This is a genomic window from Mycolicibacterium moriokaense, from assembly GCF_010726085.1.
In the GTDB taxonomy this organism is placed as follows: Bacteria; Actinomycetota; Actinomycetes; order Mycobacteriales; family Mycobacteriaceae; genus Mycobacterium; species Mycobacterium moriokaense.
The window spans coordinates 1,745,469-1,768,801 of sequence record NZ_AP022560.1 but is presented as its reverse complement, the minus strand read 5'-3'; the positions used below and the strand labels follow the sequence as shown (position 1 = coordinate 1,768,801).

Here is a 23,333-nt window from a genome sequence, read left to right as displayed (position 1 = left end):
AATCCCAGTCCGCCATGTTTCGTCGCGGACGGCACGGGGCATCCAAGCGCGAGGATGCATAGGCTTGCTAAAAATTCGGCGGGCTCAGTTCTTCGTCGACGCCGAAGTCGCGGGGCGCCGCAGCGGTGCCTTCTCGACCAGGTCACTGCAGGGCCGGCGATGTGAGGGGGTTGACGGCGTGGCACCGCCCAATGACGGCGAGCGGTCGACATCGGTCGTCGTCGTGGGCAGTCACCGAGTGGTGTACATCGGCATCGAGGAGTGGTTGCACGGCAGCCACCCACGCATCAAGATGATCGGCCATTTCGCCAGTGCCGCGGAGTTCGCGGCGACGCGCCGCGCGTCGGCCCGTGACCTAGTGGTGCTGTTCGACCTGCCTTGTGAGGGCGGCGGGCAAGACCTCGAGGCGCTTCGGAAGATCTGCGAAGCTGGCCACCGCGTCATCGTCTACACCTGCCTGGTCGATGACGACGTCGTATCGGCGGCCCGGGATGCCGGCGCCGTCGGATGTGTTGCGAGGTCTGAACCCGAAGAGGTGCTGTGGGCGGCGATCTATGCCGCGCAAAGCGACCGCCCGCACGTCAGCCCCCGAATGGCACAGACGCTGGACAAAGAGCGACGGAAGCGGCCCCGCCTGAGCCACCGCGAACAACAGGTGCTCATCGCCTGGTTTCAGACCGAGAACAAGAATGCGGTCGCCGAGCGGTTGTACATCGAGCCCTCGACCGTGGCGACTCACTTGCAACGAGTACGGGCAAAGTATGCAGCGGTCGGCAGACCGGCCCCCACCAAGGCGGCCCTGGTCGCCCGGGCGATTCAAGACGACATCCTCAGCGTGGACGACCTCTAACTGAGCACGGTTGCGGCAGGCTGCGGTTCGACCTCTGAGGCGCATGGCCGGAGGCACTGAACAGTTTCAACTATTTGTCATCTAAACGGATGAATTCGTCCCTCTTCGGGCAACCCAGCAACATAACGACTGCGTTAATTAGCCCCGGCCCCACTTCGCCTCCGGCCATTCGCCGGGGCGAAGCGCGGACTTCGGACCAATTCGAGAGGCGAATGAAGCATGAAAAGAATGATCGCGGCCGGCGCACTTGCCGCGGGCGGGTTACTGACGCTCGGGCTGGGCGTGGCCAACGCAGACGAGGTTCAGGTCGAGGGCAGCTACTCGACGCTTGAGGCGTGCCAGATCGACGGCCCACAGGTCGAGATCGCGGAGGGCAATGACAACTACACGCATTGGGACTGCCGTCAGGGTGACGACGGCCTTTGGTACGTCTGGTTGACCAACTGATGCACTCACCGACGAAAAGCGCCACGGCCACTCGCGCTGCGCTGCATACAGATCCGTCGCAAACATTGGAGCTGGTGTGAGTTCGGCACAGCATGCGCTGCGGGTAGGAGCCGTTGCCTTTTCGCTCGGCGTAGTGGGGTTGGTCGGCACCGGAGGCATGGGCGCGGCGTCGGCCGCGCCGAACGATTCAGACTCGTCCTCGAGTTCGTCTGAGTCGTCGAGTTCATCCTCCGGGTCGACCGGCTCATCGACTGAGTCGACGAGCTCATCGACTGAATCGACGAGCACGTCGTCGACCACAGGCACGAATTCGGACTCGTCGGGCAATAGTTCCAGTTCGACTACCTCCGGTACCAAGCCCGTATCCACTGTCGGCTCAGATCCGTCAGCGACCCGGCCGGGACAGGCGACCTCGGTCACAGGACAGACGTCGACGTCGTCGGCCACTGAGCGCGATACGGATTCAGAATCCGAGTCGACGAGCAAAAAAGTCGACGAGTCTGACACATCCTCCTCGGTTACTCCGGTAGCCAGCAGTGAAACCAATCCGACTGTCCCGGTGGATGATTCGGCGAACGCCTCGCCGGTCGTGGTCGAGGTCGACACAAAGCAGTCAAAGAGCAATGGTTCGGACCTGCAGGACCACGCCCCTTCGGTGACCGCAAAGCCGAGCGACGGCGCCGCTGTCGTGGTCGACGCGACGAGCATCGTCCAGTCCGGCGGTAACGATGGCTCCCCCGCGTCCGGCTCCGGTACGACAGGCATCGACGAGTCGAACGGTGACATCGGCTTTGTATCCGTCACGCTGGACGCGCTATCGGGCGACGCCGACAACCAAGGCGATGTCGTCGAATATGTGGACACCGTCCCATCGCTCTCGGCGATAGCGCTCGAGTCCGACCCGTCGGGCCTTGACTCGCCATTGTCTGCAAACGGTGACCCCCTGGCACCGCCCGCGAGCGCAATGCTGGTGGGCGCACTCGAATTGGTGCGCCGCGATCTGGACCAGGCGTCCGAAGTCGAATTGACCAGCGATACCCCGGACGTCACGGAAACCCCGCTGATCATCGACCCTGCGTCGAATGACTCGAACAACGCTGCCCTGACGGCAGCGGCGCCGCCGACGGTGGTCTCGGAGCCGTATCACTTGACGGTGGAGCCCACTTCAGCCGAACGGACCGCAGCGTTCCAAAAGGACCAAGTCAAGCGGATCGAGGCGTTCACTGAGGCGCAGGCCACCCGGAAGGCAGCCCTGGAAGGACAGCTGGCGTCGCAGTACGCGGAGTCTCCGCTGGGGGCGCTCGTCGCAAGCGCGGCGTATGTGGTCTCGGAACTCGCGAACACCGCGGCGTTCGTAGTGACGGAATTCGTCAACTACATCTCGTTCGCCATCACCGAATTCGTCCATGGCTTGCAGGACTGGTTCACCGCCCCGGCCGAATTCACCGGCCTGTACGGCGAACCGACATTGAGTGAGCAGTACTTTCGGGCGCAGTCAGCTCAGAACTGCGTGTTGATGGCGACGGCGATGGTCATCGGTCAACTAACGGGAACCTCGCCAACCGAGCAAGAGATCGCCGAGGAGGCAGGCAACACCCCAAGCGTCGTCAACGAGGGCAGGCCGATGTACTCCGGCCTGCAGACGCAGGACGGTGTCGACGTCAAGGACGCCATCAAACTGCTTGATATGCACGGCATTTCAGCGACCCTCACCTCGTATGGCAAGAACGAGGGCAACCTGGCGCTGAGAGCCGTGGCGATCGCACTTCAGCAGAACAAGGCCGTGTCGGTCGGGCTCCACGGAGGAACCATCTGGAACGCCGTCGAGAACAAGCCGCTGCCCGAGGGGGTCTCCGCTTCGGATCACCAGGTGGTCGTCACCGGCATCGACTTCGATAAGGGGATCGTCCACCTCAACGACAGCGGATTCGGCGAAAACGAACAGGGCGTGAACGGCGGGATAAACATGAAAGTTCCGCTGGATGCCTTCATGAAGGCGTGGCAGACCGACGACTTCGAGACCATTGTTGCGCAGCTGAAGCCGGCAAATACGGGGACTTCGGGACCGGCATCGACCCGTATCTCCGGTTCGGACAACCTATTCCTCGTCGACGTCGCGTAGTGATACCGCTGTTCACCGGTCCCCCGCGTCCTGGCTGGCGGGGGAACCGGTGAATCGGCGGTATCACGTGCTGTCCCAATGCCATTCCCTGCAGCCGGGTTGTCCTCCCGGTCACCAATCGGCGTTCGACTAGCGCTGTACTCGACAGAAGGATCACATGAACGAAACGCGGATCGCCGTCTACCGCCGCAGTGCCCTCGCCTTGTCGTCGATCGCAGTGACGACGGCGGTGTGGTTCGGCGCCGTCCCGCCCGCGCTGGCTGACCCATACGACGACGGGGACTCGTCGGAGACAACCGACAACTCGGGGTCCGCCAACCAACCAGATGCGCCCACCGCGCCGGACCTGGGCGAGCCGGCCGGACCCGACGCGGCAGAGCCCGCCCAGGGTGGGGAGGAACCTGCACCCGAAGCGCCCGCAGAACCTCCGCCCGCCGACGAGGCCCCCGGCTCTGATGGTGCCGGTGAGTCGGGCTCCGCCGCAGGGCCGGGTGACGAGGACAACGCAAGTGACGCCGATTCGAGCGTCACCGACCCCGCTGTCGATGCCGATGCACTGCAGCCTGACGTCGCCGAGGTGCCGCAGCAGGACTTCGACGAGGCGCACGGCACCGATGCGCTCGACGTGGACTCGACGACCGCGTCGGACACCGAGGTCAACGAGCTCACGGAGTCGCTGGAGTCGGTGGTCAGCAGCACGACCACCACCACCTCCTCGACCTGGAGTAGCGGTGTCTTGCAATGGAATTCGGCGTGGATCGGCTATGACAACTGGTACCGCCCCGTCTTCACGAATCCGTACAGCACGCCGCTGCAGTTGATCTACCCCTACGACGACGGAACCCTCATCTTCGAGGTCCCGCCGATGCAGCGGGCGGTACTGACCGCCCCTGATGCCGGTGCCTACAACTTCACGGCGGTGAATCGGGACCCCTCCGGCAAGCCGGTGACGGTATCTATTGGAAGCTTCTCCGGCGGCGGGTATCAGCCGACCCCCGGTCAGCCGCCGCCCGCAAAGCCTGTGCCGCCCACCACCTTCAAGAATGTGCTCGTGCAGCTCAAGTACGACGACAAGCTGTCGAAGCCGTTCCGCGTCAAGACGCTGGCCGACCTCGGCGACGATCCGTCGGTCGGCGGTCACCGCGCGTTGCTCGACGACGAGACCCCCGTTTGGGGGACGTGGACCAAGACCGCAGGGGGCGAGCGCCTGTTCGAGGTCACCAGTACCAACCAACTACCTGGAATCACCAAGCCGTCCCAGGGGCCGGTGCCGGGTTATCGGGTGCAGCTGACGAGCAACGAGGCGTCGTCGACCCCGGCCGAGAAGACGTGGGTGAAACCGTTGGTCATCGCCGCGGCCGTCGGTGCAGTGCTGGCGGTCGGTGTCGTGGCCTTTGTCCTGGCAGGCAGGCGACGGAAGAGGACACCGTAGCAGCGGTCCGCTCTGGTTAGCGGGTCACTCGCCGTCGTCGGGATTCGGGTCCGCCCATCCAGGTTCGACGACGGTGATGGTCGGGGCGTCGGCCGGAAGAGTGAAGGTGTCGGTGAGACGGACGTCCTCCGGGCCGAGATTGACGGCGGCCATGAGGGTGTTCGGCGCCATGTAGTAGCACGTTCCGGCCGGGTAGGGAGTCGGCTGCTGGCCTTCGACGTAGGGGGTCATGGTGCCGCTGAGCACGCAGGTGACCCCGCCGTATTCGTGGACGTGGATCGGGGCGCGGGTCCCGGCCTTGCGCACTCCCTGTATGACGACCACTCGCTGACCACCGGCCTCGATGGTGTCGAGCATGGTTGAGACCTCTTGCAGCGGTGCAAGGACACCGGGCAGCGGTTGACCGTTGATCGTGGTCACCGGTTCAGTTTCGTGGCCTGGATGGGCGTGTGCCGTGCCGGACGCCAACCCAGCCATCACAACGACGCTTGCTGCAACACAAATAACCCCCCGCATGCCCGCAAATGTAGCAACCGTAATTGACGGTCGCGCATGCAGCTGGGCCGAATCAAGACGCTGCGGAGACTCCACACGCCGGGCTACCAAGGTTGACGTCCCACCGAAGGCTGTGCTCCAATTGCGTGCAAGTAAGTGATTACTTACAGACAAGCAGGGGTAATCGATGAGGATTCTTCAAAAGGATGCTCACCAGGCCGGCCATCGCTCAGCGCAGCCGTCTTTGCGATCGGGCGCCGAGAACTTGAACTGTGACGAGTGGCGCGCTTTTCAGGCCACGGATAAACGGGAGGTGGTCGAGGCCGTTCCGCAATGGACGTGGCTTCAGAGACTGGGTTTCCGGCTGCTTTTCACCATCGCTGGTGGGTCGGTGATCGTCACTGGTGGTGTGATGCTACTGGTTACGGTGTATGCCGGTGTGGTGCACGCGGGTGGCGGCCGATACCCATTCGAGCCGGCGATCTGGGTGCTGGCGCAGATCGGCAGCTACCTGACTCGCGGTCGCGGCGTTGACATCACCAGGTCGCCCGCCGGAGACGTGCTGTGGACATGGTGCTTCCAGCTCGGATGGACTGTGGTGGCGCTGTTGATCACTGCCGTGTGGACGGCTATGGATCGGCGGCGTCCCAACTACCGGAGCCTGGCCGCCTCTCTGCTTGTGTTCGCACGCTTCTCCTTGGCGCTGGTGATGATCTACTACGGGGTGGGCAAGGTGATTCCCGTCCAGATGGGATACATGGCGCTGCCACATCACCAGCTGCAGTTGGTCGGCGACACAGGCTTGTTCGCCACGCTGTGGGACTTTGTAGGCGCTTCTGAGCCTTACTCGGTTGCGATAGGGCTGGTTGAACTGTTGTCGGGTGTGTTCCTGTTGTGGAACCGAACTTGGCTGCTGGGTGCGCTATTCGCGGTGATAGCGACAACGCAGATCTTCTTGCTGAACTTGACCTACGACGTACCGGTCAAGCTGGTGTCCGGCCAGTTGTTCTTGGTGGCAATCGGTATCACGTCGCCATACTGGTCCAACCTTGCGCGCGTGGTGTTCAATCGCGGTGAGACTCGCCCGGTTCAACTCTGGCCGCCACTCGGGTCAGGGGCGCCCTTGCTGCGGCGGACCGGGGTGGTCGCCAAGTTCGGCGCTGCCGCGATGTTGCTCGCGATCGCCGGACCCGGGGGTGTCATGGCGTACGCCGCTTATCACACTCCTAGCTCAACGCTCGACGGAGTCTGGTGCGCAACGTCATTCACTGTCGATGGACGCGAATCAAACCTGAATGACACGAGTCCGCAGCCGTGGACCAACGTGGCGATCACCGACCGCAAATCGGTGCCGGGCCATGGCGTAGTCATGTTTGTCAGCCAAGTGCCGTCGGGTTACACCACCAGATGGCACCTCAAGATCGACGGTGATCGACTCGAGTTGCGCAAACGCCTGGCAGATTCGACCCAGATGGTCCTATTCGCGACCCAGCCCGACAAGAACCGACTGATCCTGGTCGGCGAGGTGGACGGGAGAAGGGTCGAGGGGACGTTCGAGCGCCGGTTCATGGAGCGCAGCAAGTCGAGTTTCCGACTCATCAGCCCGCCGATACCCATGGAATCCGTCTGGTAGTTCTCGAAGAGCTTCTGCAGGGGCTCAGCCCTCGTGCCTGCGCACCGATCCAGGGCAGACAACATAGTCAGGGCGCACCACGGCACGGCCGAACCTGGCATGCGGCGGGCGCTGGGTGACCGGCGCGGATGCCGGTTGGGGTCGCGTCGGCTTCGCCGAAAACTGCAAGTACTTCGGTTACCGGCTGATGGAGCGTGATTGCGAGATGGATCCCGCCGCTCGTAGATAGCCGGACGGACCGGTACCGAACCGTCGCCTGCACGAACAGGTGAGCACACTCTGATCAGCATCGCTGAGTTCGTGCGTGACGTGCGAGAGCGTCATGTCAGTGTCGCGGAGATAGCAGTGCACTTCATCCACCAGCGCCTCGAATGTACGTTTCGCCAGAAGCCTGCGCTGCAGAGCTTTTCGGGTGAAGATTGAACTGGGTGGCGATGAGTTGAAGCGTGACGGTGTTAGTTGGCAGCCGTTGGCGGACCATCCCGCGCACAGCCTGAGCGATACTCGCATCGCGCTCGGTGATATAGCCAGGTACTGCACGACGGACTGGTGCGCAGCTGATCGTCGGTGAGTGGCGGGGCAAGATCTGCAGTGCGCAGCTCGAATCGGCATTCCGATGCGAAAAGCACGGGGAGCAACTGAAATACGCCCGGTAATCGTCGGCATAGTCAGCGGCGCGTGCGGCACGTACACACGTCTACCGGCGCATAACCGGCACCCATCAATAGCCGCAGAAACCTCAGTGTGAACCCCAAGCTCAGCTCAACGGATAGCGAGATCTCTTGGACCCCTTTCACGGCGAGAGCCGAGGGCGAACGAACCGCGAAGTACACGCCGCCGTTTGGGCGGCGAGTTGTGCTCGACGCGTCGAAAATTGACGAAGTAGCCAATTTCCAGTTGCTTCGCCGCTAAGCTGCCTTTCAAGATCAATCCTCTGTGGTTGGACCTGGACCGTAGGAGACAGTGCGCCGATGAAGAACCTCCCTGTAGCGACGACGGCGGGTCTGTTCGCGATCGCTCTGAGCCTGGGGCTCGTTGGCTGTGATTCGAGTAGTGACACAGCGGCCACGACGACAACCTCGACGACGAGTGAGACCAGTACGACGGCCTCACCAAGTCCGCTGCCCGGCAACGATGACGACACGATCAACGATTACGTCACCGAGAGCGATATCGCGGAGACGCCAATCAAACCCGGCGAGCCCGGAACCCCAACATTCGACTTCCCAATCCCCCCCGGATGGCGCGACGCCGGCGACGCGACGCCGGAATGGGCCTACGGCGCCATCGTCTACGACAGCCCGATCGATCCGAATGACCCGCCGGACATGTACGCGATCGCCTCGAAGCTCACCGGCAACGTAGATCAGGCGAAAATTTTCGAATACGCCCCGGAGGAGTTGGATGAGATGGCCGAATTCAAGCCATCGGCAGAACCGACGAGGGGCAAATTCGGTGGCTTCGACGCCCTTTCGTACGCAGGCACGTTCATAAACGACGGCCAGAAGCGATTCGTCGCACAGAAGACGGTCGTCGTGCCGGCGACGGACGGTTTGTTCGTCCTGCAACTGAACGCGGACAGTTCCGAGGCCGAACAGGACGCGGTACTCGACGCCATCAAGGTGATCGATGAGCAGACGACCATCACCCCGCCGTCATGACCGCCCGCACCATCCGAAACCCAAAGGACCCGCTTACCGACGGAGACGTATCGATATGAGAATCCGGAACACGGCTCCAGCGCTCTTACTGGCTTCGGTGTGCAGCGCCGCGCTGATGTCGTCCTCACTGCTGACCGCGCCGCCGGCGAATGCGCAGTGCAAGGCCGGACAGGTGTGGGACCAGCGCACCGGGGTGTGCTGGTCCCAGGCTGAGTCCACACTCGGCGTTCCGGGCACGGGCGGTTGGTGTAAGCCCGGCAGGATCGGACTGTGCATAGCAAACTGGCAGAATTCACCGGTCCCAGGCGCGAACATCAACCCCGCGCCGCCGGGGGGACCGGCGCCGCGCACGACCTGGCCCAACCGCTGACACCCGCCGGAGGGTACTGACAGGAGCAGCCGCACGATACGACGCACCGACGGCCTGGTGGAGCGTTGTTGACGGAGAGTTGCAGCCTAGCGGCCTTTTGCTGCCGGTCTTCGAGGCATCCCTGTGCCCCCAGTCGGACTCGAACCGACACTTGGCGGATTTTAAGTCCGCTGCCTCTGCCAATTGGGCTATGGGGGCGTCGCAGGTCAGAGCATGTTTTAGCCGGTTTCGGCTAAGGACGATGCCTCCAAATACCGCAGTGATACCGCAGTGCTCTCGATGGCCTTGCCCAAAACGTCGGCCACACCACTCAGGTCGTCACTGAGCAGGTGGCCGTAGCGGTCCAGCGTCATGGCCGCTGTCGCGTGCCCCAGTAGTCGCTGCACGACCTTGACATTAGCCCCCGCTGAGATGGCCAACGACGCCGTGGTGTGGCGCAGCCCGTGCGGTACCAGGCCGTCGATGCCGACCGCCTTACATGCGTTGTCGAATGCCCAGCGGTATTCGCCCAACGGGAGAAACCCGCCCTTGCGGCTCGGGAAGACCAACGCATTGGGATCGTCCGGTAGCTCAGCCTTCAGCCGCTTCCACACCGGCAGCGGTACCGGCACTATCCGGCTGCGGTTGCTCTTAGTCGTGGACTCGACGATCCCCCGCTTGGCGACCGCCGTCGCCGAGGAGTAGATCGCCAACTCGTGATTGCCGACGTGCCGTCGACGCAGTGCCACGGCTTCGCCGAACCGCAGTCCGCAGTAGCCGAGAACGAGGGTCAGCGTCTCGAAACGTCCGGTCGCCTTCGCGAGCTTGAGAAGCTCTGCGTGAGTGAGGTATCGGCGCTCCTTCTCGACCGGCGTCGGCAGATCCTCTCCCCTCCGTAGCTCCAGGGCCACGTTTTTGCCTACCCTCCCCGTCCGTACGGCGTATTTCAGAACCGCCCCGGCCAGCTGGTGCGCCTGGGTGATTCTCGACGCCGAGAGGGCCGTTCCGCGCTGTGACCCGTTCACCGACAGCGACCCCAGCCACTCGGTGTAGTCCTCGTAGGTGATCTTGTTCAGCGGGACATCCCCCCACCGGGGTAAGACGATGGTGTCGAGGATCGACCGATACCCGGTGAGGGTCTTGGGCTTTCGGTGCCCCTTGGTCTTGTACCACTTCTCGGCGACGGCGCCGAAGGTCTCGCCGCCGGCTCGGGGGCTGATGTAGTCGCCGCGCTCGATGTCGGCGGTCACCTTGTTCAGGTACCGCTGAGCGTCGGCCTTGATCTTGAAGCTCTTGGAGTGCTCGCGGCCCTCGGCGTCAACCCAGCGGGCACGCCATCGGGTCACCTTTCCCTTGAGGGGGGAGTCAACGGTGATTGTCTTGCCGGTCTTTGGATCTTTGGCCCGCCGTGTCCAGCGGTCATCTATCCCGGCGCGCTGGTTCCTCATGGCGGCAATGTACCGCAGGAAATCCGTCGAGCTGTCATCACTTTCTGACGGGCTCGATCAGAAATTGACGCTCGTAGTCAAAAATTGCCAACTCGACAATCTTCCCTGTTCAGACTGATTGCGGTAGGTTGCCGTAGCGTAAGCGCACCACAAGGGAGTCGCACCATGAAGACACTCGTATGCACTATCTCCTGCCCGTTCTGCGGAGCCAGCCCTGGCCAACCGTGCGTGGAGTTGAGGGCGGGCGCGGTGGGCCGCATGGATACATATCACTTCACCCGCGTTGGGTGGCCGCGCGGTGGACCCGAGTACGGACCCAATACGAACTGATGCCCGCATGAAGGACCGCACACTCCTCGCGCTTATCTCCGGCGGCTGCGTCGTGGCCTTAGCGGTCGGCGTCGCCATCGACAGGTTCACCGGGTTGGGTGATGAACCTGAGGCGTGGACGCCTTACCCCGATACCTGGGAGTGCGTCGATCCAACTCCCAAGCGGGACGGTGCCTGTCGCGTAGCCAACGGCGGTCTACTCGACACGGGCCTAACGCCAGGTTGGATTCGCAGCGCGGGACCGCGAATGGACACGAGAACCACCTGCGAGTGGATGCGCCTTTCCGGCCCATCGGTGAAATTGGAACACGTTATCGACATGGGCAGCGAGCGGTCTGGTCCCGTTGAAGTCCACATCGAATCGAGTGACTTCGCGTTCTGGTCCGAAGGGTGCCAGCCGTGGCAGCGGGTGTCGCGGGATTAGGTTGCGCATTATTACCCACTAATCGCGAAAATCGCGTTAACCGCGCGCGTTCGGCGTGTCGCGCACGCAATATGTCGGAGGCGTGTGCCAGCGTTATTGGGTGACGGCGCAAACCATGCGCCGCTGACGCAAGGGAACAGAATGTACGGACGCAATGACATACACAGGGCTGAACCAACGCCCCCTCGCCCAAGGCGCCTGCTCCCCCTAAAGCCCGAAGATCAGCCAGCCACTAAGGGTGACATCGCAGAAGCTGTCGAGGTGCTTAAGGAAATTCGCAGCCTCCTTGAGCGCGTTGCTGCGGCGGTGGAGAAGACGCCCTAGCGGGGCTTGCCGAATCGAAGTGATGAAGTTGGCATCCCCAAACTGCATGAAGCAGCGCATCTTTCTACAGCGGCACAACACGGATGAATACGTCTATCTGGCATGGTTTGAGCTAAGGCCCACGCACGATCTGTATTGGGGATTGTCAATGGGCACGATTGACCACGAATCCACGTTCGCCAATGCTGATGAACCGGGTGGACGAACCGTTACGCTCAAACCCCCTGATGACTGGGACAAGCTGCCCCTGGTGAACGTCAAGCACTCGTACCACAGGATGGGTAGACGGCACGCGAGTGCTGGCGGCTCCGGTCGCGCCACCATTCGCGACAGTCGGCACACCCCTCTCAGTGAGATTACTGAGCCGACGCTCATCTGCGCCCTCATCACGGGGGTGGCGGCAAAGCAAGAAAAATACCTTCAGAGCCTCAACCGCAATAACTGTCGTGCGGTGATCCTGGAGTTGAACGACGATCAATGGTTTAACAGTCGGCTCTACATCGAGTTCTTGATCACGCCATCAGGACGGCAACGCTTCCCGCAGATGTGGATTGATGTCAGTCCCCGCTTTTACGAAAAGCAACCGGCCGTAAGCAGCTTCAGCCAGGAGTTGGACCGGTTATTAGCGGTTCGGCATGTTGTGATGCCGCTACCGCCAGGTCGCAAGCCAAAACGGAGACATCCTGGATTCCTACTGATTCCCAATATCGAGGTCACCGCGACAGCTCAGCGAATGGCGCAAAAGGCCGAGGATAAACCTGCGTAGGTACTTCCATGCGCCGGCCAGTAAGTATACACTTACAGGCCATGAGAAAGACGAAGATAACGCTGGCTTCGCTGCTCGCCGCATTCACACTGACCCTGACCGGCTGCATCCCCCCGGTCGTTGTTGGAAACATCTGCGGAAATGGCATCGGCGGTCCCTGCTAGCCGGTTACGCCGCTGCCCATAGTCGCCTATATGGGGCCACTGAAGCCGCCACATCGGGGTCGAGATCTTGGTTCGCTGCTGCGGACCAATCCATCCGAATATCGTCAATCTGCTTGGTCCTCAGCGCCCCGGCGACATTTTCGCGCCGATCATAAAGCCTTGCCGCCTGAACGAGAGTGGCGTACTTGATGGCGCTGGGCACATTCGTCCAGCCCCACTTCGCCGTCACGGCCACTCCGTGCCGCAAACCGTTGGGTTTCACTGCCGATGACGGCAACACCTCGATGCGGGTCCAGGGGCGCCCGTTGGGGGCGGCGTTGACCGGCGTGAGCCGGTAGGCGGTGATCTGTGCCTCTGGCGTCCCATCAAGGTCGTTGTCCACCTCGACGGTGAGACCGTCAGTCGTCATGAGATCGTCGATGGAGATCAGCCACCGGTCTCGGTAGAACTCTGCCGTGCACCAACGGATCTCGGTTGTTTCGGCCAGGCCGAACTGTCGGTGAGTGGCCTTATCGATGGCGCGGGAGGCGGCCTCGACCGCGAGGTTGAGTTGGTCTAAGTCGGGCTCGGCGTCGTCAAGGTGCAGCCAGTTGGCGAGGTCTTGCCCGCTGGCGTATTGGGGGTACAGGGCCATTTTGTTTCCCTATCGTCGTTGCGAAAACCGGGGGGCCATAAGCCCCCCGGTCTCACAGATCGGGTAAGGATTAAGCGAACGCCGGTGTGGCCAACGCAGTTCCGCCCAGCTCCACAACGCTCTGGGGGTAGCGCGCCGCCGTGAAAGCCACGTAGCCATAGACCTGTAGCCGAGTGGTCAGGGTGCCGGAACCCACCTCGGGCAGAACGCGGGTGCGAAGTGCGCTCTCCCACAAGAGGAGGTCCGAGGCCCGCAACACGTGGATAACGTCCTCATTGGTGCTCGCGCCCAGCGTGGTCGGCATGTTCGGGTCGGTCACGACCGGCAGGCCGTGCATCTGACCCACCACCTGCTCGGCGAGAACCCCACTGAGCGTGGCGATTTGGTTCTGACCCGGCCCGTTGGGGACGACCAGCGGACGGCCGACGTCGTCGCGAGCCGCCAGGAAGAAGGCCCACCGACGCGGATGCATGATGATCACGGTCGGTGCCATGAAGCGCTGGGTGTGCACCCGCTGGACGGCATCGGCGATCTTGGCGAACAGCAGACCGACGTTATCCGAGCCGGAGGTCGCGGCGATCGTCGTGATACCCGACGTGTTACGCACGCCCAGTACTTGACCCGACGCGCCGGAACCGGAGATGACTTGAAGGTCAACCTTGGTAGCGTAGTCGGCGATCAGGTCGCGGAAGATGACCTCATCGAACGAGATCGGCGACTGGTCCAACAGCTGGATGGCTACGTCCTGCTGGCCTGCGATGGTCCTGACGCTGGCCTGCACGCTGGTGTCCGTCAGGTCCGTCTCCGCTACGTTGGTGTTGTCGGCCGTCTGGATGGCGGTCGCGGTGCCGGTCAACACCTTGGGGATGTTGATTGAGTCGGTGCCGGGCGGCAGCGTCAGGTTGGTGACGGTGTTGGCGTAAGCCCTACCGGCGCGGGCCAACTCGACATATTGCGAGACCAGCCAAATCGGCGGGACCGCATATCCACCCGTGCCGTCCCCTCGGTCGAGGTCGCGGTATTCGGGGTTGGTCTTGACGTCGATTGCGTGACGGCGCAGGCGCTCTGCGGCATCGCCGTCGGGGTCCATGCCTCGGTGAACGCGCATAAAGTCGCGGAAGTACGACGTCCGCAAATCGTCCCTGCGGTAGGTGGCCGGTTCGGTCACCTTCACCGGGGCGACGGGGGAACTGTTGGGGGCCTTGTATGCAGCGGTGCGCTGTTGCAACTCGGCGGTCTTTTGCGCCGCCTTGAGCTCCGTTTCCAGAGATTCATACTCAGCGACTTCGTCGTCGGTCAGCGACCGAGTCTCGCCGAGGTCTGAGATGGCTTGGAGCTTCTCCAAGATTTCATCAATTGACAATCGAATTACCTTTCGAAAGGGTCTTGATCCGAACGCGGATCAGCTGTGTCCGACCGTCGATCTCGGCCGGGGGGTTGAGTGATCGGATGGTGGCGGAGGTTGAAGAATTGGCACCGAAATTGACCACCGAAACGTCGCCCTTATGGAGGTCAACCTGTTGGATAAGTCGCAGCGACTCGGGATCATCGAATCCTGGTGCGGCACTCCATGTCTGAGCCTTCACGCGGAAGGCGAAGGACATTTCGGTGAGGTCTCCCCGGCGCATCTTGGGCTCTAGCCGCTGGACATCGGGATCGGACCTATCCAGCGTCGCTACGACCTTCAGCCCGTGGTCGTCCACCGACAGGACGAGCGTCCCTGACCTGGTGCGAGCCAGGGGGAGGCCCTCATGGTTGACCAACAGGTGGAGGTCTGGGTTTTCGCGTAGTGTCTCGTCGAAGGCATGGCGGTCCACTCGTTCGATCCACCCACCGGCAGATGGTCCGCCATACATTTGGTAGTCATCGAATGTGCTGGCGTACCCGGTGAGGGTGAGAGTCTCTGAGTCTGAGCGTTGTTCGATGCGGGACCGGTATTCCCAGACCGATAGATCAGCTTTCATCATTGGGTTCCTGTGGCTCTTGCGCTTGCGGCCGTTCGGATTCGGGCAGGGGGCGCCGGTTGAGGATCTGCCGCGCCTCCGCGTGGGACAGAAGTCCCGCCTGCACCTGTTTGATTAGCAACTCGATCTCCGTTTGAGGATCGGGTGCCAGCAGGTCTCGATAGTCGAACTCTGCCTTGCGATTGGGTGGGAGCAGGAGCGAGAGCCGCTGCTCAATACGCGTAGTCCACGGCATGAACGTCCATCGGGCCATGGCCTGATGCATCTCGCGGATGCCGGTGCCCCACGAGGATTGCTTATCGCTGAGCCCGATCAGGGTCGCCGGCACACCGTAAATCCGTGCAATTTCTTCGATTTGGAATTCGCGCGCCTGTATCCACTGGAGGTCCTCATTGCTGATCGTCCAGGGATGGATGTTGACCTTCCGGTTAATGAAGGCGATCTTGCCCGCGTTGGGTTCGCCCGCGATCCTGCGGTCCAGTCCCTCTTTTATGGCCTTCGCGCTTTCCTCATCCATCTCCTCATCAACGGTGGCGATGGCGGACATCAACGCACCACCGTTGAACAGCCGGGACGCAGAACGGTCGGCCGCCAGGGCGATGCCGAAGGCACCGCTTCTGGCCAGCGTCAAAGGCGAAAGCCCCACGTAACCATCCGAACTGAGCCACTTGATGTGAGTCATGCTCAGATCCGTAAAGGCTCGCGTAGTGCCGTCCTCAAGGCTGACGCGGTAGGTCTTTGCGCTGGTGCTGTAGTCGATCTCGACGCATACCGCAGAGGGGTGGATGGGCGATACGCCGCTCAACGCACCGGCGTTGTTGTAGATGTGCGCGAGATAGGCATTACCCCAAAGCAGTAGGTGCAGCAGGGTCGTCTCAACGAGTTCGTAGCGAGTTAACCCGCCTGCAGGCTTGTCCAACCAAGAGGGCACACGCTCGGTGACGCCATCGCTTTCCTGAACGACGCGCAGCGGGAGGGTGGCTATGCCGCCTGCAATCAGCGACACGGCTCGGTAGACGGCGGACAGGCCCAGAACACTGCACTCATCGACGGGGGCACCCGTCAGGGGCGAGCCGATAAAGTCAACCATGCGGGTTACCGCGTTGGTGGTGAGCACTCGCCGCTCTTGTGGTTGCTCCCGCTGCTCGACGGGTTCAGGCGGGGGGTTGGGGGCGCCAAAGATGCGCGTTAGAAGGCTCAAGTTGGGATCTCCTAGATGACAAAGGCTGGTGCACGCTTAGGTGCCGGGTGCTGTGCGCGGTCGTGACACAGCGCCAGCGCGATAGCGGCGTCGATGTGTCCACGGCTCTTGGACTTGGTGAGGCGAAAACCCTTATCGGTGTAGACAGGCATGGCGTTGAGGATGTGTCGCTCGTAATCGGCTGCGCCGTCGTGGGATAGCTCTCCGCGCATAATCGCCTCGTACAGCCCGCCAACGGCTGGCACCATCCGCTCTGGCGACTGGGGTATGACCACCATTGGTAGGCCTTCGTCGGCGAGTTCTGTTGCCTGCACGTCGAAATAGGCTGGGTCGTAGGCCACCGCCACCACGCTGTAAGTGCGGTGCAACTCCCGTAGGTGGGCCATGACACCGGTAACGTCGATGGCCCGGTCCGGTGAGGGCTTCCAGATTTTGGCCGCGGTGTGTAGAACCCCATCGGGGCGGCGTTGGCCGATGACTACGGCGCTACAGTCGCGCTTAAGGCCAACGTCCACACCGACCCACGTGTCGGCACCGTCGACCATTTGGTAGTCGCTGACCAGTGCGCGCCAGACTCGGCGGCCGTCCACACCTAGCCAGCAGTCGGTGCCCTCAACCCACTGGCCCAGGCGGAACAATCGAAACTCTGACTCGGGCGACATTTTGACATCGGTGCGCAGGGCGTCAAGGGACAGGTAACCCTCGGCTATCGCGGGGTTCGCGAGTAGCCACATGGATTCGTCGCGGTAGTCGCAGTCGTCAGGTGCGGATAGTTCGGTGTAGGAAAACCCTTCGGGGGCCTCACCGCCCGCCCATATCTCCCGCAGGTGCCACAGTGCGGATTTCTCCCGGTCCACACCGGGGGTACCGATACCGACCACAAGAGACTGGGAGCGCTTACCGGAGGCCAACACCATCGCCTGCCACGAGGCCAGCGGTTGGAAGCCGATTTCATCGACAATCGCACACGTGGGGTCTAGCCCCTGAAGGCCGTCCACGTCGTTAGCGATGGGGAAGCATTCACCGCCGTTGTAGCCCACCACGATCTTGGCGTTGCTGATCGCGGTATAGACCAAGGCACGCTTTGACATTTCCGGCTCAGCGGCCACCATCTTGCAGGCCACGTCGTAGACCGAACGGGCAGCCTGACCAACGGTCGTTGCCATGATCGGGACGATGGGCTGACCAGTGGGGTTCTTATCGAAGACCGCCCATAGCGCGATAGCGGCCAACAGAGTTGATTTACCTTGCCCGCGCGGAGCCGATAACACTGCCTGCCGGATGCCGGGTTGCAGGATCTCCCTAATCCACGCCCTTTGAAACTCGGCCAGCTTTAGGAGCCGACCAAAGCCGTGCCCCTTGGGCGACCGGCAGTAGCGTTCGATAAACCTGATGCAGCGTTCGGCGGGGTCTTTCTCGCGCCAGCGGTACCAGGGGGGCTGCGACAGATCCTCGAAGTGGGCTCTTGCATTGCCAACGACGGCCATTTACCCCCCCTTCCGAGGCGTTTCGTTACACTTGCGACCTGCGGTTTTGCGGCTTAAATCGGTGCTAAAATCGGCTTAAAAACAGCCATCTACCTGCGGTTTTGGCCCGAAAAGTGGCCATTCTTTATAAGCGAAAGCGGCGGCGCGGGAGTCGCCGATGATGAAAGGTTGCGAACTTTTTTCGCGAAATCGCTTGTGCGCGTGTGGTTTTCGCTTAAGTCGGCCTTAACGCGCGCTTAACTGCGGTGCCCACCCATAACCGTTAGCTACCTGTGCCTAAAGGCAGCACGGGCGAACGGCGCATATTCGGGCGTGTCCTCGCTGCCGAACTCGATTGCGGCCACCTTGGCCGCGTCGTCGTCGCTGAAGACCTCGCCGACCAGGGCGCCATCACCGTCGAGGCCTTCCAGCCCACTGTGCCTGCGCACCCTGATGCTGCGCCTAAACCGGCCCGTACGCGCGGGGGCGAGCTCACGAACCGTATCGGCGACCTGATCGACAACACGATCAAGCTCACGCCGTAACTCACTGTTGCCCTTTGCTTCTTGGGCGATGACCCCCTCAAGTTCGCGCGGATCTAGCTGAATTTCCATCTTGGCCGACCGCCCTTCATCGAATTGCAGTAAATGCAACTTGGAGCAATGTTGGTCGGGCTATGGTTCGTGGCCCGCCCGTCGATGTGATCCCGACTCGTCGCCCGGCCCGTACACCTCGGCGAGATACGGAGAGTGCACACACCACGCGGCTTGGGTAGGGCACGGTAAGCGGGGTGTTCGTATCGTGCTGCACGCCAAGCACGCTCGCATTCTCGGCAGCGTGACCGCCCCGGCCTGGCGAGGCGGGGGCAGTCTAGGCAGGGTCTGCGGGGTGGGGTCATGTCCGACCCCCGGGGAGCATGTTGGCATTTGTCTGGTGCACCGCAGCATCGCTGCGTATGTCGGGCACCTTCGAGTTGTCAACGTTGACTTGGACTTGCATGTTCTGCTGCGCCTGCTGCGCCGCGAAGGCAGCAATACCACGCTCGGCGGCAACCTGTTCGGGGGTGAGTGGCTGGTCACCGTTGTTCATCTGTTGCGTAAGAGCGCCAGCGATATTGGGCGCGACGTTGGCCGAGACGCCAGCGATGCTGCCGAGAATCCTTCCGGCCCAACCGCGAGCGGGGTCTGCCAACTCGCTTTCGACCGGTGAGAAGGTTTCCATCAGGCCCTCGACCGCGATGCCGGTCAGCTCCGCACCCGCCGAGATCGCGCGGTTGATTTCGTCGATGCCGATCTGGGCGGCCTGCCCGATGAACGGACCACCCGCACCCGCACCAGGGAGCAAGCCACCAACAGCACCCGGCCCAGACATGGCCATGCCAAGAAGGCCACCACCGCTCAGGCCGAAACCTGCTTGTGCTGGTCGGCCCTCACCGTACGCACGGCCCATCATCGGAGTGCTGTAAGCACCCGTGCCCATTGCGGAACCAAAGGGCGTCATACCGGGGATAGCGGCTGGAGGAGGTGCCATGCCGGGAAATAGCGCACCAGTACCAGGACCACCGGCCGAGACACCGCCCGGTGTGTAACTCGTCGTGGGTGTCGCACCAGGGAGCGCTCCAGGGACCGGGAGTGCCCAGTGCTCGGTGAACTGAGGATCAAGCGCCCCAGCAGCGGCGCCGCCGTAGGTAATCCCGCCGTTGGAGCCGCCAGCCTCGAAATTAATACCAGAGGGCAGGGTGGCCGCCATGTGGCCACCACCAGGACCGCCGTGCGAAATGCCGATGTTCAACGCCCCTGGCATGTAGCCTGGTACGGCTCCGAGTGATTGCAGGACCGCGCCCGCACTGCTCGTGTCGAACAGCCGACCGGGGCTGGTGGTGCCGGTCGTCAGAACCTCCACAAGATCGCTGATAGCGCCGGAGCAATCTGCCAGCCCGCGCACCAGATCAGATGCGCCCCAACCGTAGTCGCCGCCGTGCGCGGACCGGGCCAGGGCTTCGAGAGCGGCTGCGGGACCGGAGAGTTGCCATTGTCCTGTCCCCATCCATTGGCCAGCCTGCTGCTGCGTCGCCTGCATCGCCTGGTCGATTGGGATGCCGACGCCGTACGGGCCAGCCGTCATGCCTTCGCTGTATTGGCCGAAGATGTTTGGGAACTCGCCAAATATGGACTTGCGTGGGGAAAGCAGACCAAGCAAGCCTGAGCCACTGCCGGCGGTGCCGTAGACGCTTGTCACGCCACTCAGTGCGCCGATTACCGGTGCCATCGCGGCGTTGGCAATGAGCTTGAACAGATTCGACAAGATGCCCGGCAGGCCCTGGCTAAAGCCGAAGTCCTTGTCGATCTCGGCGCCGATCTGCTGCAGCTCGCCAGTCAGGCCCTTGACCTGCTCAGCGGCGCCCTGCATTGTGCCCGTTAGCTTTTCGGTCGCACTCTGCTTCGCCTCGTTAAGCCGAAGCTCGGCCTCGAAACTTTCGCGCTGGGCAAGTGCTAGCTCGTTGCGGGCCTGCTGGATCGCGGTTGCCTCCACCGTGTTGTCGCGCACAAGCGCGTTCAATTTGGCCTCCGCCTGGGCCTGCTGATGCCGGGCGTCGAGCACTGACGATGCCGCCGAATACAGCGAGCTATCAACAGGAAAGCCCTGTAGCAGCGACATCGGATCGCCCGTGTAAGGCACAGTCGGAAAGTCCGCCTGCGAGCCAGATCCCGACCCCGACCCATCGGGGTCCCACGGCCGGAGAGCGCCCGTAAACCAGTCTGTCGCAGCGACATTCGGTATCGCAGGCCGACCAAACGCGCGCCCGCCCACGCCGGCGGGGGCACCTGGCGCCGGAGGCGGGATCGCCCCCGGCGCGGCGAGTAGCTCCTCTATTGAACCGCCCACGCGCGCGCCACCGCCCTGGCCCGCCAACACGTCTAGCGGATTCGCAATGGGCTTCGGCGGATTGACCTCGACGATGCGCCCATGATCGTCGTAAGAGGTCGGGCCCGGCGGCGTGCGGTCGAGGCCAAGCCAGCCGGGCAGGTCCTCTAGCGGGTTTCCCTTGATCAGGTTGTTCAGCTCGGAGAGGGGGCGAATTAGAAAGTTTGTGATGGTGGTCGAGATGCCGCCGAATACGGCCGTGGCAACGGGTTCTAGCTCGGTCTTGAGGGTGTTGATCACCTTCTCTAATTCCTGCTGCCAGTCCGCCGTCTGGTTTCGAGCATCCTCAACACTTAGCCCCGTGCTGGCGAGAGCCTTGTTCAGCGATTCGACAGTGAGCGTGCCATCACGAATCGCACGAAAGATCGACTCAAAGTTGCGCGTGCCAAAGGCATCAACGGCCACCGCACGCGCGGCAGATTCGGGCAGCGTCGCAATGTCGGTGATGATCCGCTCAAGCTCCGCGCGGACATTGCCACCCTCGCGGCCGACCTCGGCGGCCATCCTTTGCAGCGCAGGGCGCAATACCTCAGAGCCGATACCGGCCTGTTCAAATTCGCCTAGCAGAGCAGCGGTTTGGGACAGATTCAGGCCCAAGTCCCTCGCCACGGGACCGGCCGACCGGAGGGTGGCGATCAGTTCGCCGATGGGCTGGCCAGTTCTTTGGGAGGCCTTGTATAGATCATCAACGACGGCGACGCCGTTTCGCTCAACGTCAACGCCAAAGGTATGAAACGCTTTTGACAGCTCGCGAACGTCGATCGCTTCGCCCGTCATCTGCTGGAGATCCGATAGCTGGGCAGTCAGTCGCTCAAGCGGCGCACCAGTCAGGCCGAGGGTTTGCGCGAGCCTCGTCGCGGTGTCGCCAATGGATTCGATTGGGGCGGCCGTGGTTTGCGCCACGCGCTTGACCGAACCGGTGATGGACTCCAACTCGGCACCGACCTTGCCGGTGCGCACCACGATATTGTCGAAGGTGTCATCAAAGGCCGCGCCAAGGTCATAAAGCTGCTTCCCCACAGCCACAGCCGCCAGGCCCACACCAGCGATACCCGTTGCGGCTATGCCCGCCTTGCCGGAAATCCGGCCGAGCACGGCATCAGCTTGCGAACCAAACGCGCCAAATTGCTGGGTGGCATTGGAAATCGCCCCCCGCATGGCATCACCAACCGCCCGCGAAAAATCCCGCCCAGCAGCCGCCCCGGCACCGCTGAAGCCCCGTGCCGCCCGCGCGGCGGCAGCGGAGGTGTCGATGTGCGACAGGGGCCGTTCCAGTGCGCGCTGGAAGTTGTCGCCTGCACGCCTTCCGGCCCGGTCAAAGTCGTCGGTCAACTGTCGGGCGGCATCGACCGCTGCGCGGCGGTCAAGGAGCGCCTTTACACGTACTGATACTTCGGCCAATTGGATTTCCTTCTAAGGTGATTCGACGAAAGTGAGCAACGCCGCGCACGACTCGGACAACTGCGCGAGCGCGCCCGGCCCCCCCGAGTTCCGCGAGGAGGGGTCAGGTGCAGCGATCTAGCAGCAGTGGCACTTTCCGAGCCGTGGTGACATACGCGGCGTTGCAGAACTTGGGAAGAAAAGGGGCGACGCCGTGCTTGCACCGCGAGCGCGACCAGGCTAGTCCACGAGAACCGGGTCGCAGCGATTCGAGCGGTGGCGGCTGCGGCGCACGGCGTCGCCGAACCGGGCTGCCTCGACGAGGAGAGGCAAACCCGGTGTAGCCAGTTGGTTTGAAACAGATCGTCGTCCGAGCCCGATCTGTACCCCCCACCAACTGGCAAGGTGGAGTGAGGGCCAGGAGGAAGGTTCAAGGCCTGACCCTCAAGCGCACTAATCGTGCCTTGGCTGGTGACACGGCAACAGGTGAAGTACGTACGGCGGTGAGGTAAAACCGCCAGCCTTGGACGGTGGCCGTCTAGCCGGTGGCATCTTCGCTAAGCGGGACGGTGAACGTGTCGTCGTCGGCGGCAAGGGTGATGTGCGTTGGTGTCAAGACTTGTTCTCCACTGTTGAACGCAGCCCCTCAGAGGGCGTCTGACGGCAGGTGGGGGCTGGGGCGGCAGAGAGGGTCAGGGCGAGCGGTATGGCCGTTACTCCGCCCTCTGAAGGGCTTCCCGGCACATCTCGTAACGCGGCCTCCAGCTTCTCGTACCGGCTAACCGCTCTGTAGCTTTGAGACGATGGTGACTTTGACGGGCTTACCCGACAGGTCACTGTGAATCCGTGGACCGCCGATGATTCGGTAATTCCTACCTCCGTGACGGATTACGCCATCGGCCGTGGCATTCAGCGCCGCCGCGACGGGCGGCACCGTGGATTGCCAAAGCTCCGTAGCTGTGTTGGTGTCGTGCTCGGCCGTCTCGCTGAAGGTCAGTGGACGGTGGCGGCAGCCGGGCACATCGGCCGTCGTTTCGGTCGGTGTGTAAGTGCCCAACGGCCCACGGGGCCTGGGGGCTGAACGTGAGCGTTTGGTTGCCAAACTTCATCACTGCTCCTAGGTGTGCGTACCGCCTTCGGCCAGGGTCGGGGTCAGGGTCGGAACCAGGCCGACTTTTTTGTCGGTGCGTACCAGGGGGGGCGAGAGTCGAGGCGTCCGCTAGCCGGTGGGCGCTGGCCGATTACGGCGTCGCCGCTCGGCATGCCGTCGAATCGACGGGCGTACCAGGAGGGAGACTGCTGCGGAAGCCCGAAGGGC

19 protein-coding genes and 1 tRNA gene are annotated in these 23,333 nt (G+C 62.7%); 9 read left to right on the top strand and 11 right to left on the bottom strand.

Annotated features, from left to right (window positions below; translation table 11 throughout):
* The first annotated feature begins 178 nt into the window (after positions 1-178).
* Entirely contained in the window at positions 179-850 is a 672-nt protein-coding gene (locus tag G6N43_RS08640; protein ID WP_083148917.1) for a LuxR C-terminal-related transcriptional regulator, read from the top strand.
* Positions 851-1,111: 261 nt separating this feature from the next.
* Here G6N43_RS08640 and G6N43_RS08635 read toward each other — a convergent pair whose 3' ends face one another.
* Positions 1,112-2,005: a hypothetical protein gene (locus G6N43_RS08635; protein WP_220100600.1), complete on the bottom strand. Its 894-nt coding sequence runs from the start codon at positions 2,003-2,005 to the stop codon at positions 1,112-1,114.
* Between G6N43_RS08635 and G6N43_RS08630 the strand changes: the two genes are divergently transcribed.
* Complete coding sequence (locus G6N43_RS08630; protein ID WP_220100599.1) at positions 1,953-3,419, top strand: C39 family peptidase; 1,467 nt, start codon at positions 1,953-1,955, stop codon at positions 3,417-3,419. The genes G6N43_RS08635 and G6N43_RS08630 overlap by 53 nt on opposite strands.
* Before the next feature lie 157 nt (positions 3,420-3,576).
* The gene (locus G6N43_RS08625) at positions 3,577-4,851 is read left to right on the top strand and encodes a hypothetical protein (RefSeq protein WP_083148920.1); all 1,275 of its coding nucleotides are present in this window, start codon (positions 3,577-3,579) and stop codon (positions 4,849-4,851) included.
* A gap of 24 nt (positions 4,852-4,875) precedes the next feature.
* Here the strand turns inward: G6N43_RS08625 and G6N43_RS08620 are convergent, their stop codons facing one another.
* Positions 4,876-5,271, bottom strand: coding sequence for a cupin domain-containing protein (locus tag G6N43_RS08620; protein WP_234809963.1), 396 nt, complete (start codon positions 5,269-5,271; stop codon positions 4,876-4,878).
* 466 nt (positions 5,272-5,737) lie between these two features.
* Between G6N43_RS08620 and G6N43_RS08615 the strand changes: the two genes are divergently transcribed.
* From G6N43_RS08615 to G6N43_RS08605, 3 genes are all read left to right on the top strand, one after another.
* Complete coding sequence (locus tag G6N43_RS08615; RefSeq protein ID WP_234809964.1) at positions 5,738-6,979, top strand: hypothetical protein; 1,242 nt, start codon at positions 5,738-5,740, stop codon at positions 6,977-6,979.
* A 971-nt stretch (positions 6,980-7,950) separates the two neighbouring features.
* Positions 7,951-8,640 carry an envelope biogenesis lipoprotein LpqN gene (locus tag G6N43_RS08610; protein ID WP_083148922.1) on the top strand — a complete coding sequence of 230 codons (690 nt, stop codon included), beginning with the start codon at positions 7,951-7,953 and terminating at the stop codon, positions 8,638-8,640.
* 55 nt (positions 8,641-8,695) lie between these two features.
* On the top strand, positions 8,696-9,010 hold the full coding sequence (locus tag G6N43_RS08605) for a hypothetical protein (protein ID WP_133056517.1): 315 nt from the start codon (positions 8,696-8,698) through the stop codon (positions 9,008-9,010).
* Positions 9,011-9,134: 124 nt separating this feature from the next.
* Here G6N43_RS08605 and G6N43_RS08600 read toward each other — a convergent pair.
* Together G6N43_RS08600 and G6N43_RS08595 are read right to left on the bottom strand one after the other, a co-directional pair.
* Positions 9,135-9,208 (bottom strand) — tRNA-Leu (locus G6N43_RS08600).
* A gap of 20 nt (positions 9,209-9,228) precedes the next feature.
* Positions 9,229-10,437 carry a tyrosine-type recombinase/integrase gene (locus G6N43_RS08595; RefSeq protein WP_083148924.1) on the bottom strand — a complete coding sequence of 403 codons (1,209 nt, stop codon included), beginning with the start codon at positions 10,435-10,437 and terminating at the stop codon, positions 9,229-9,231.
* 165 nt (positions 10,438-10,602) lie between these two features.
* Here G6N43_RS08595 and G6N43_RS31165 point away from each other — a divergent pair, with 165 nt between their 5' ends.
* The 3 genes from G6N43_RS31165 to G6N43_RS30855 all read left to right on the top strand — a co-directional run bounded on the left by G6N43_RS31165 (position 10,603) and on the right by G6N43_RS30855 (position 12,445).
* Complete coding sequence (locus tag G6N43_RS31165; protein WP_420086829.1) at positions 10,603-10,767, top strand: zinc finger domain-containing protein; 165 nt, start codon at positions 10,603-10,605, stop codon at positions 10,765-10,767.
* A gap of 794 nt (positions 10,768-11,561) precedes the next feature.
* Entirely contained in the window at positions 11,562-12,281 is a 720-nt protein-coding gene (locus G6N43_RS08590; RefSeq protein WP_083148926.1) for a hypothetical protein, read from the top strand.
* Between the two features lie 41 nt (positions 12,282-12,322).
* Complete coding sequence (locus G6N43_RS30855; protein WP_263991942.1) at positions 12,323-12,445, top strand: hypothetical protein; 123 nt, start codon at positions 12,323-12,325, stop codon at positions 12,443-12,445.
* Positions 12,446-12,449: 4 nt separating this feature from the next.
* Here the strand turns inward: G6N43_RS30855 and G6N43_RS08585 are convergent, their stop codons facing one another.
* The 7 genes from G6N43_RS08585 to G6N43_RS08555 form a co-directional block, all read right to left on the bottom strand.
* Entirely contained in the window at positions 12,450-13,079 is a 630-nt protein-coding gene (locus G6N43_RS08585) for a hypothetical protein (RefSeq protein ID WP_083148927.1), read from the bottom strand.
* 70 nt (positions 13,080-13,149) lie between these two features.
* Positions 13,150-14,442: a phage major capsid protein gene (locus G6N43_RS08580; protein ID WP_234809965.1), complete on the bottom strand. Its 1,293-nt coding sequence runs from the start codon at positions 14,440-14,442 to the stop codon at positions 13,150-13,152.
* Positions 14,432-15,043, bottom strand: a complete 612-nt coding sequence (locus tag G6N43_RS08575) for an HK97 family phage prohead protease (protein WP_197745403.1) — start codon at positions 15,041-15,043, stop codon at positions 14,432-14,434. Before G6N43_RS08575 ends, G6N43_RS08580 begins: the two co-directional genes overlap by 11 nt.
* Positions 15,033-16,160: a phage portal protein gene (locus G6N43_RS08570; RefSeq protein ID WP_083148929.1), complete on the bottom strand. Its 1,128-nt coding sequence runs from the start codon at positions 16,158-16,160 to the stop codon at positions 15,033-15,035. The genes G6N43_RS08575 and G6N43_RS08570 overlap by 11 nt, the downstream gene beginning before the upstream one ends.
* Positions 16,161-16,255: 95 nt before the next feature.
* Positions 16,256-17,731 carry a terminase TerL endonuclease subunit gene (locus tag G6N43_RS08565; RefSeq protein WP_083148930.1) on the bottom strand — a complete coding sequence of 492 codons (1,476 nt, stop codon included), beginning with the start codon at positions 17,729-17,731 and terminating at the stop codon, positions 16,256-16,258.
* 266 nt (positions 17,732-17,997) lie between these two features.
* Complete coding sequence (locus tag G6N43_RS08560; protein WP_133056518.1) at positions 17,998-18,363, bottom strand: HK97 gp10 family phage protein; 366 nt, start codon at positions 18,361-18,363, stop codon at positions 17,998-18,000.
* 241 nt (positions 18,364-18,604) lie between these two features.
* Positions 18,605-22,036 (bottom strand): phage tail tape measure protein, encoded by a 3,432-nt coding sequence (locus tag G6N43_RS08555; RefSeq protein ID WP_133056519.1) that lies wholly within the window; start codon positions 22,034-22,036, stop codon positions 18,605-18,607.
* Between the last annotated feature and the right edge of the window lie 1,297 nt (positions 22,037-23,333).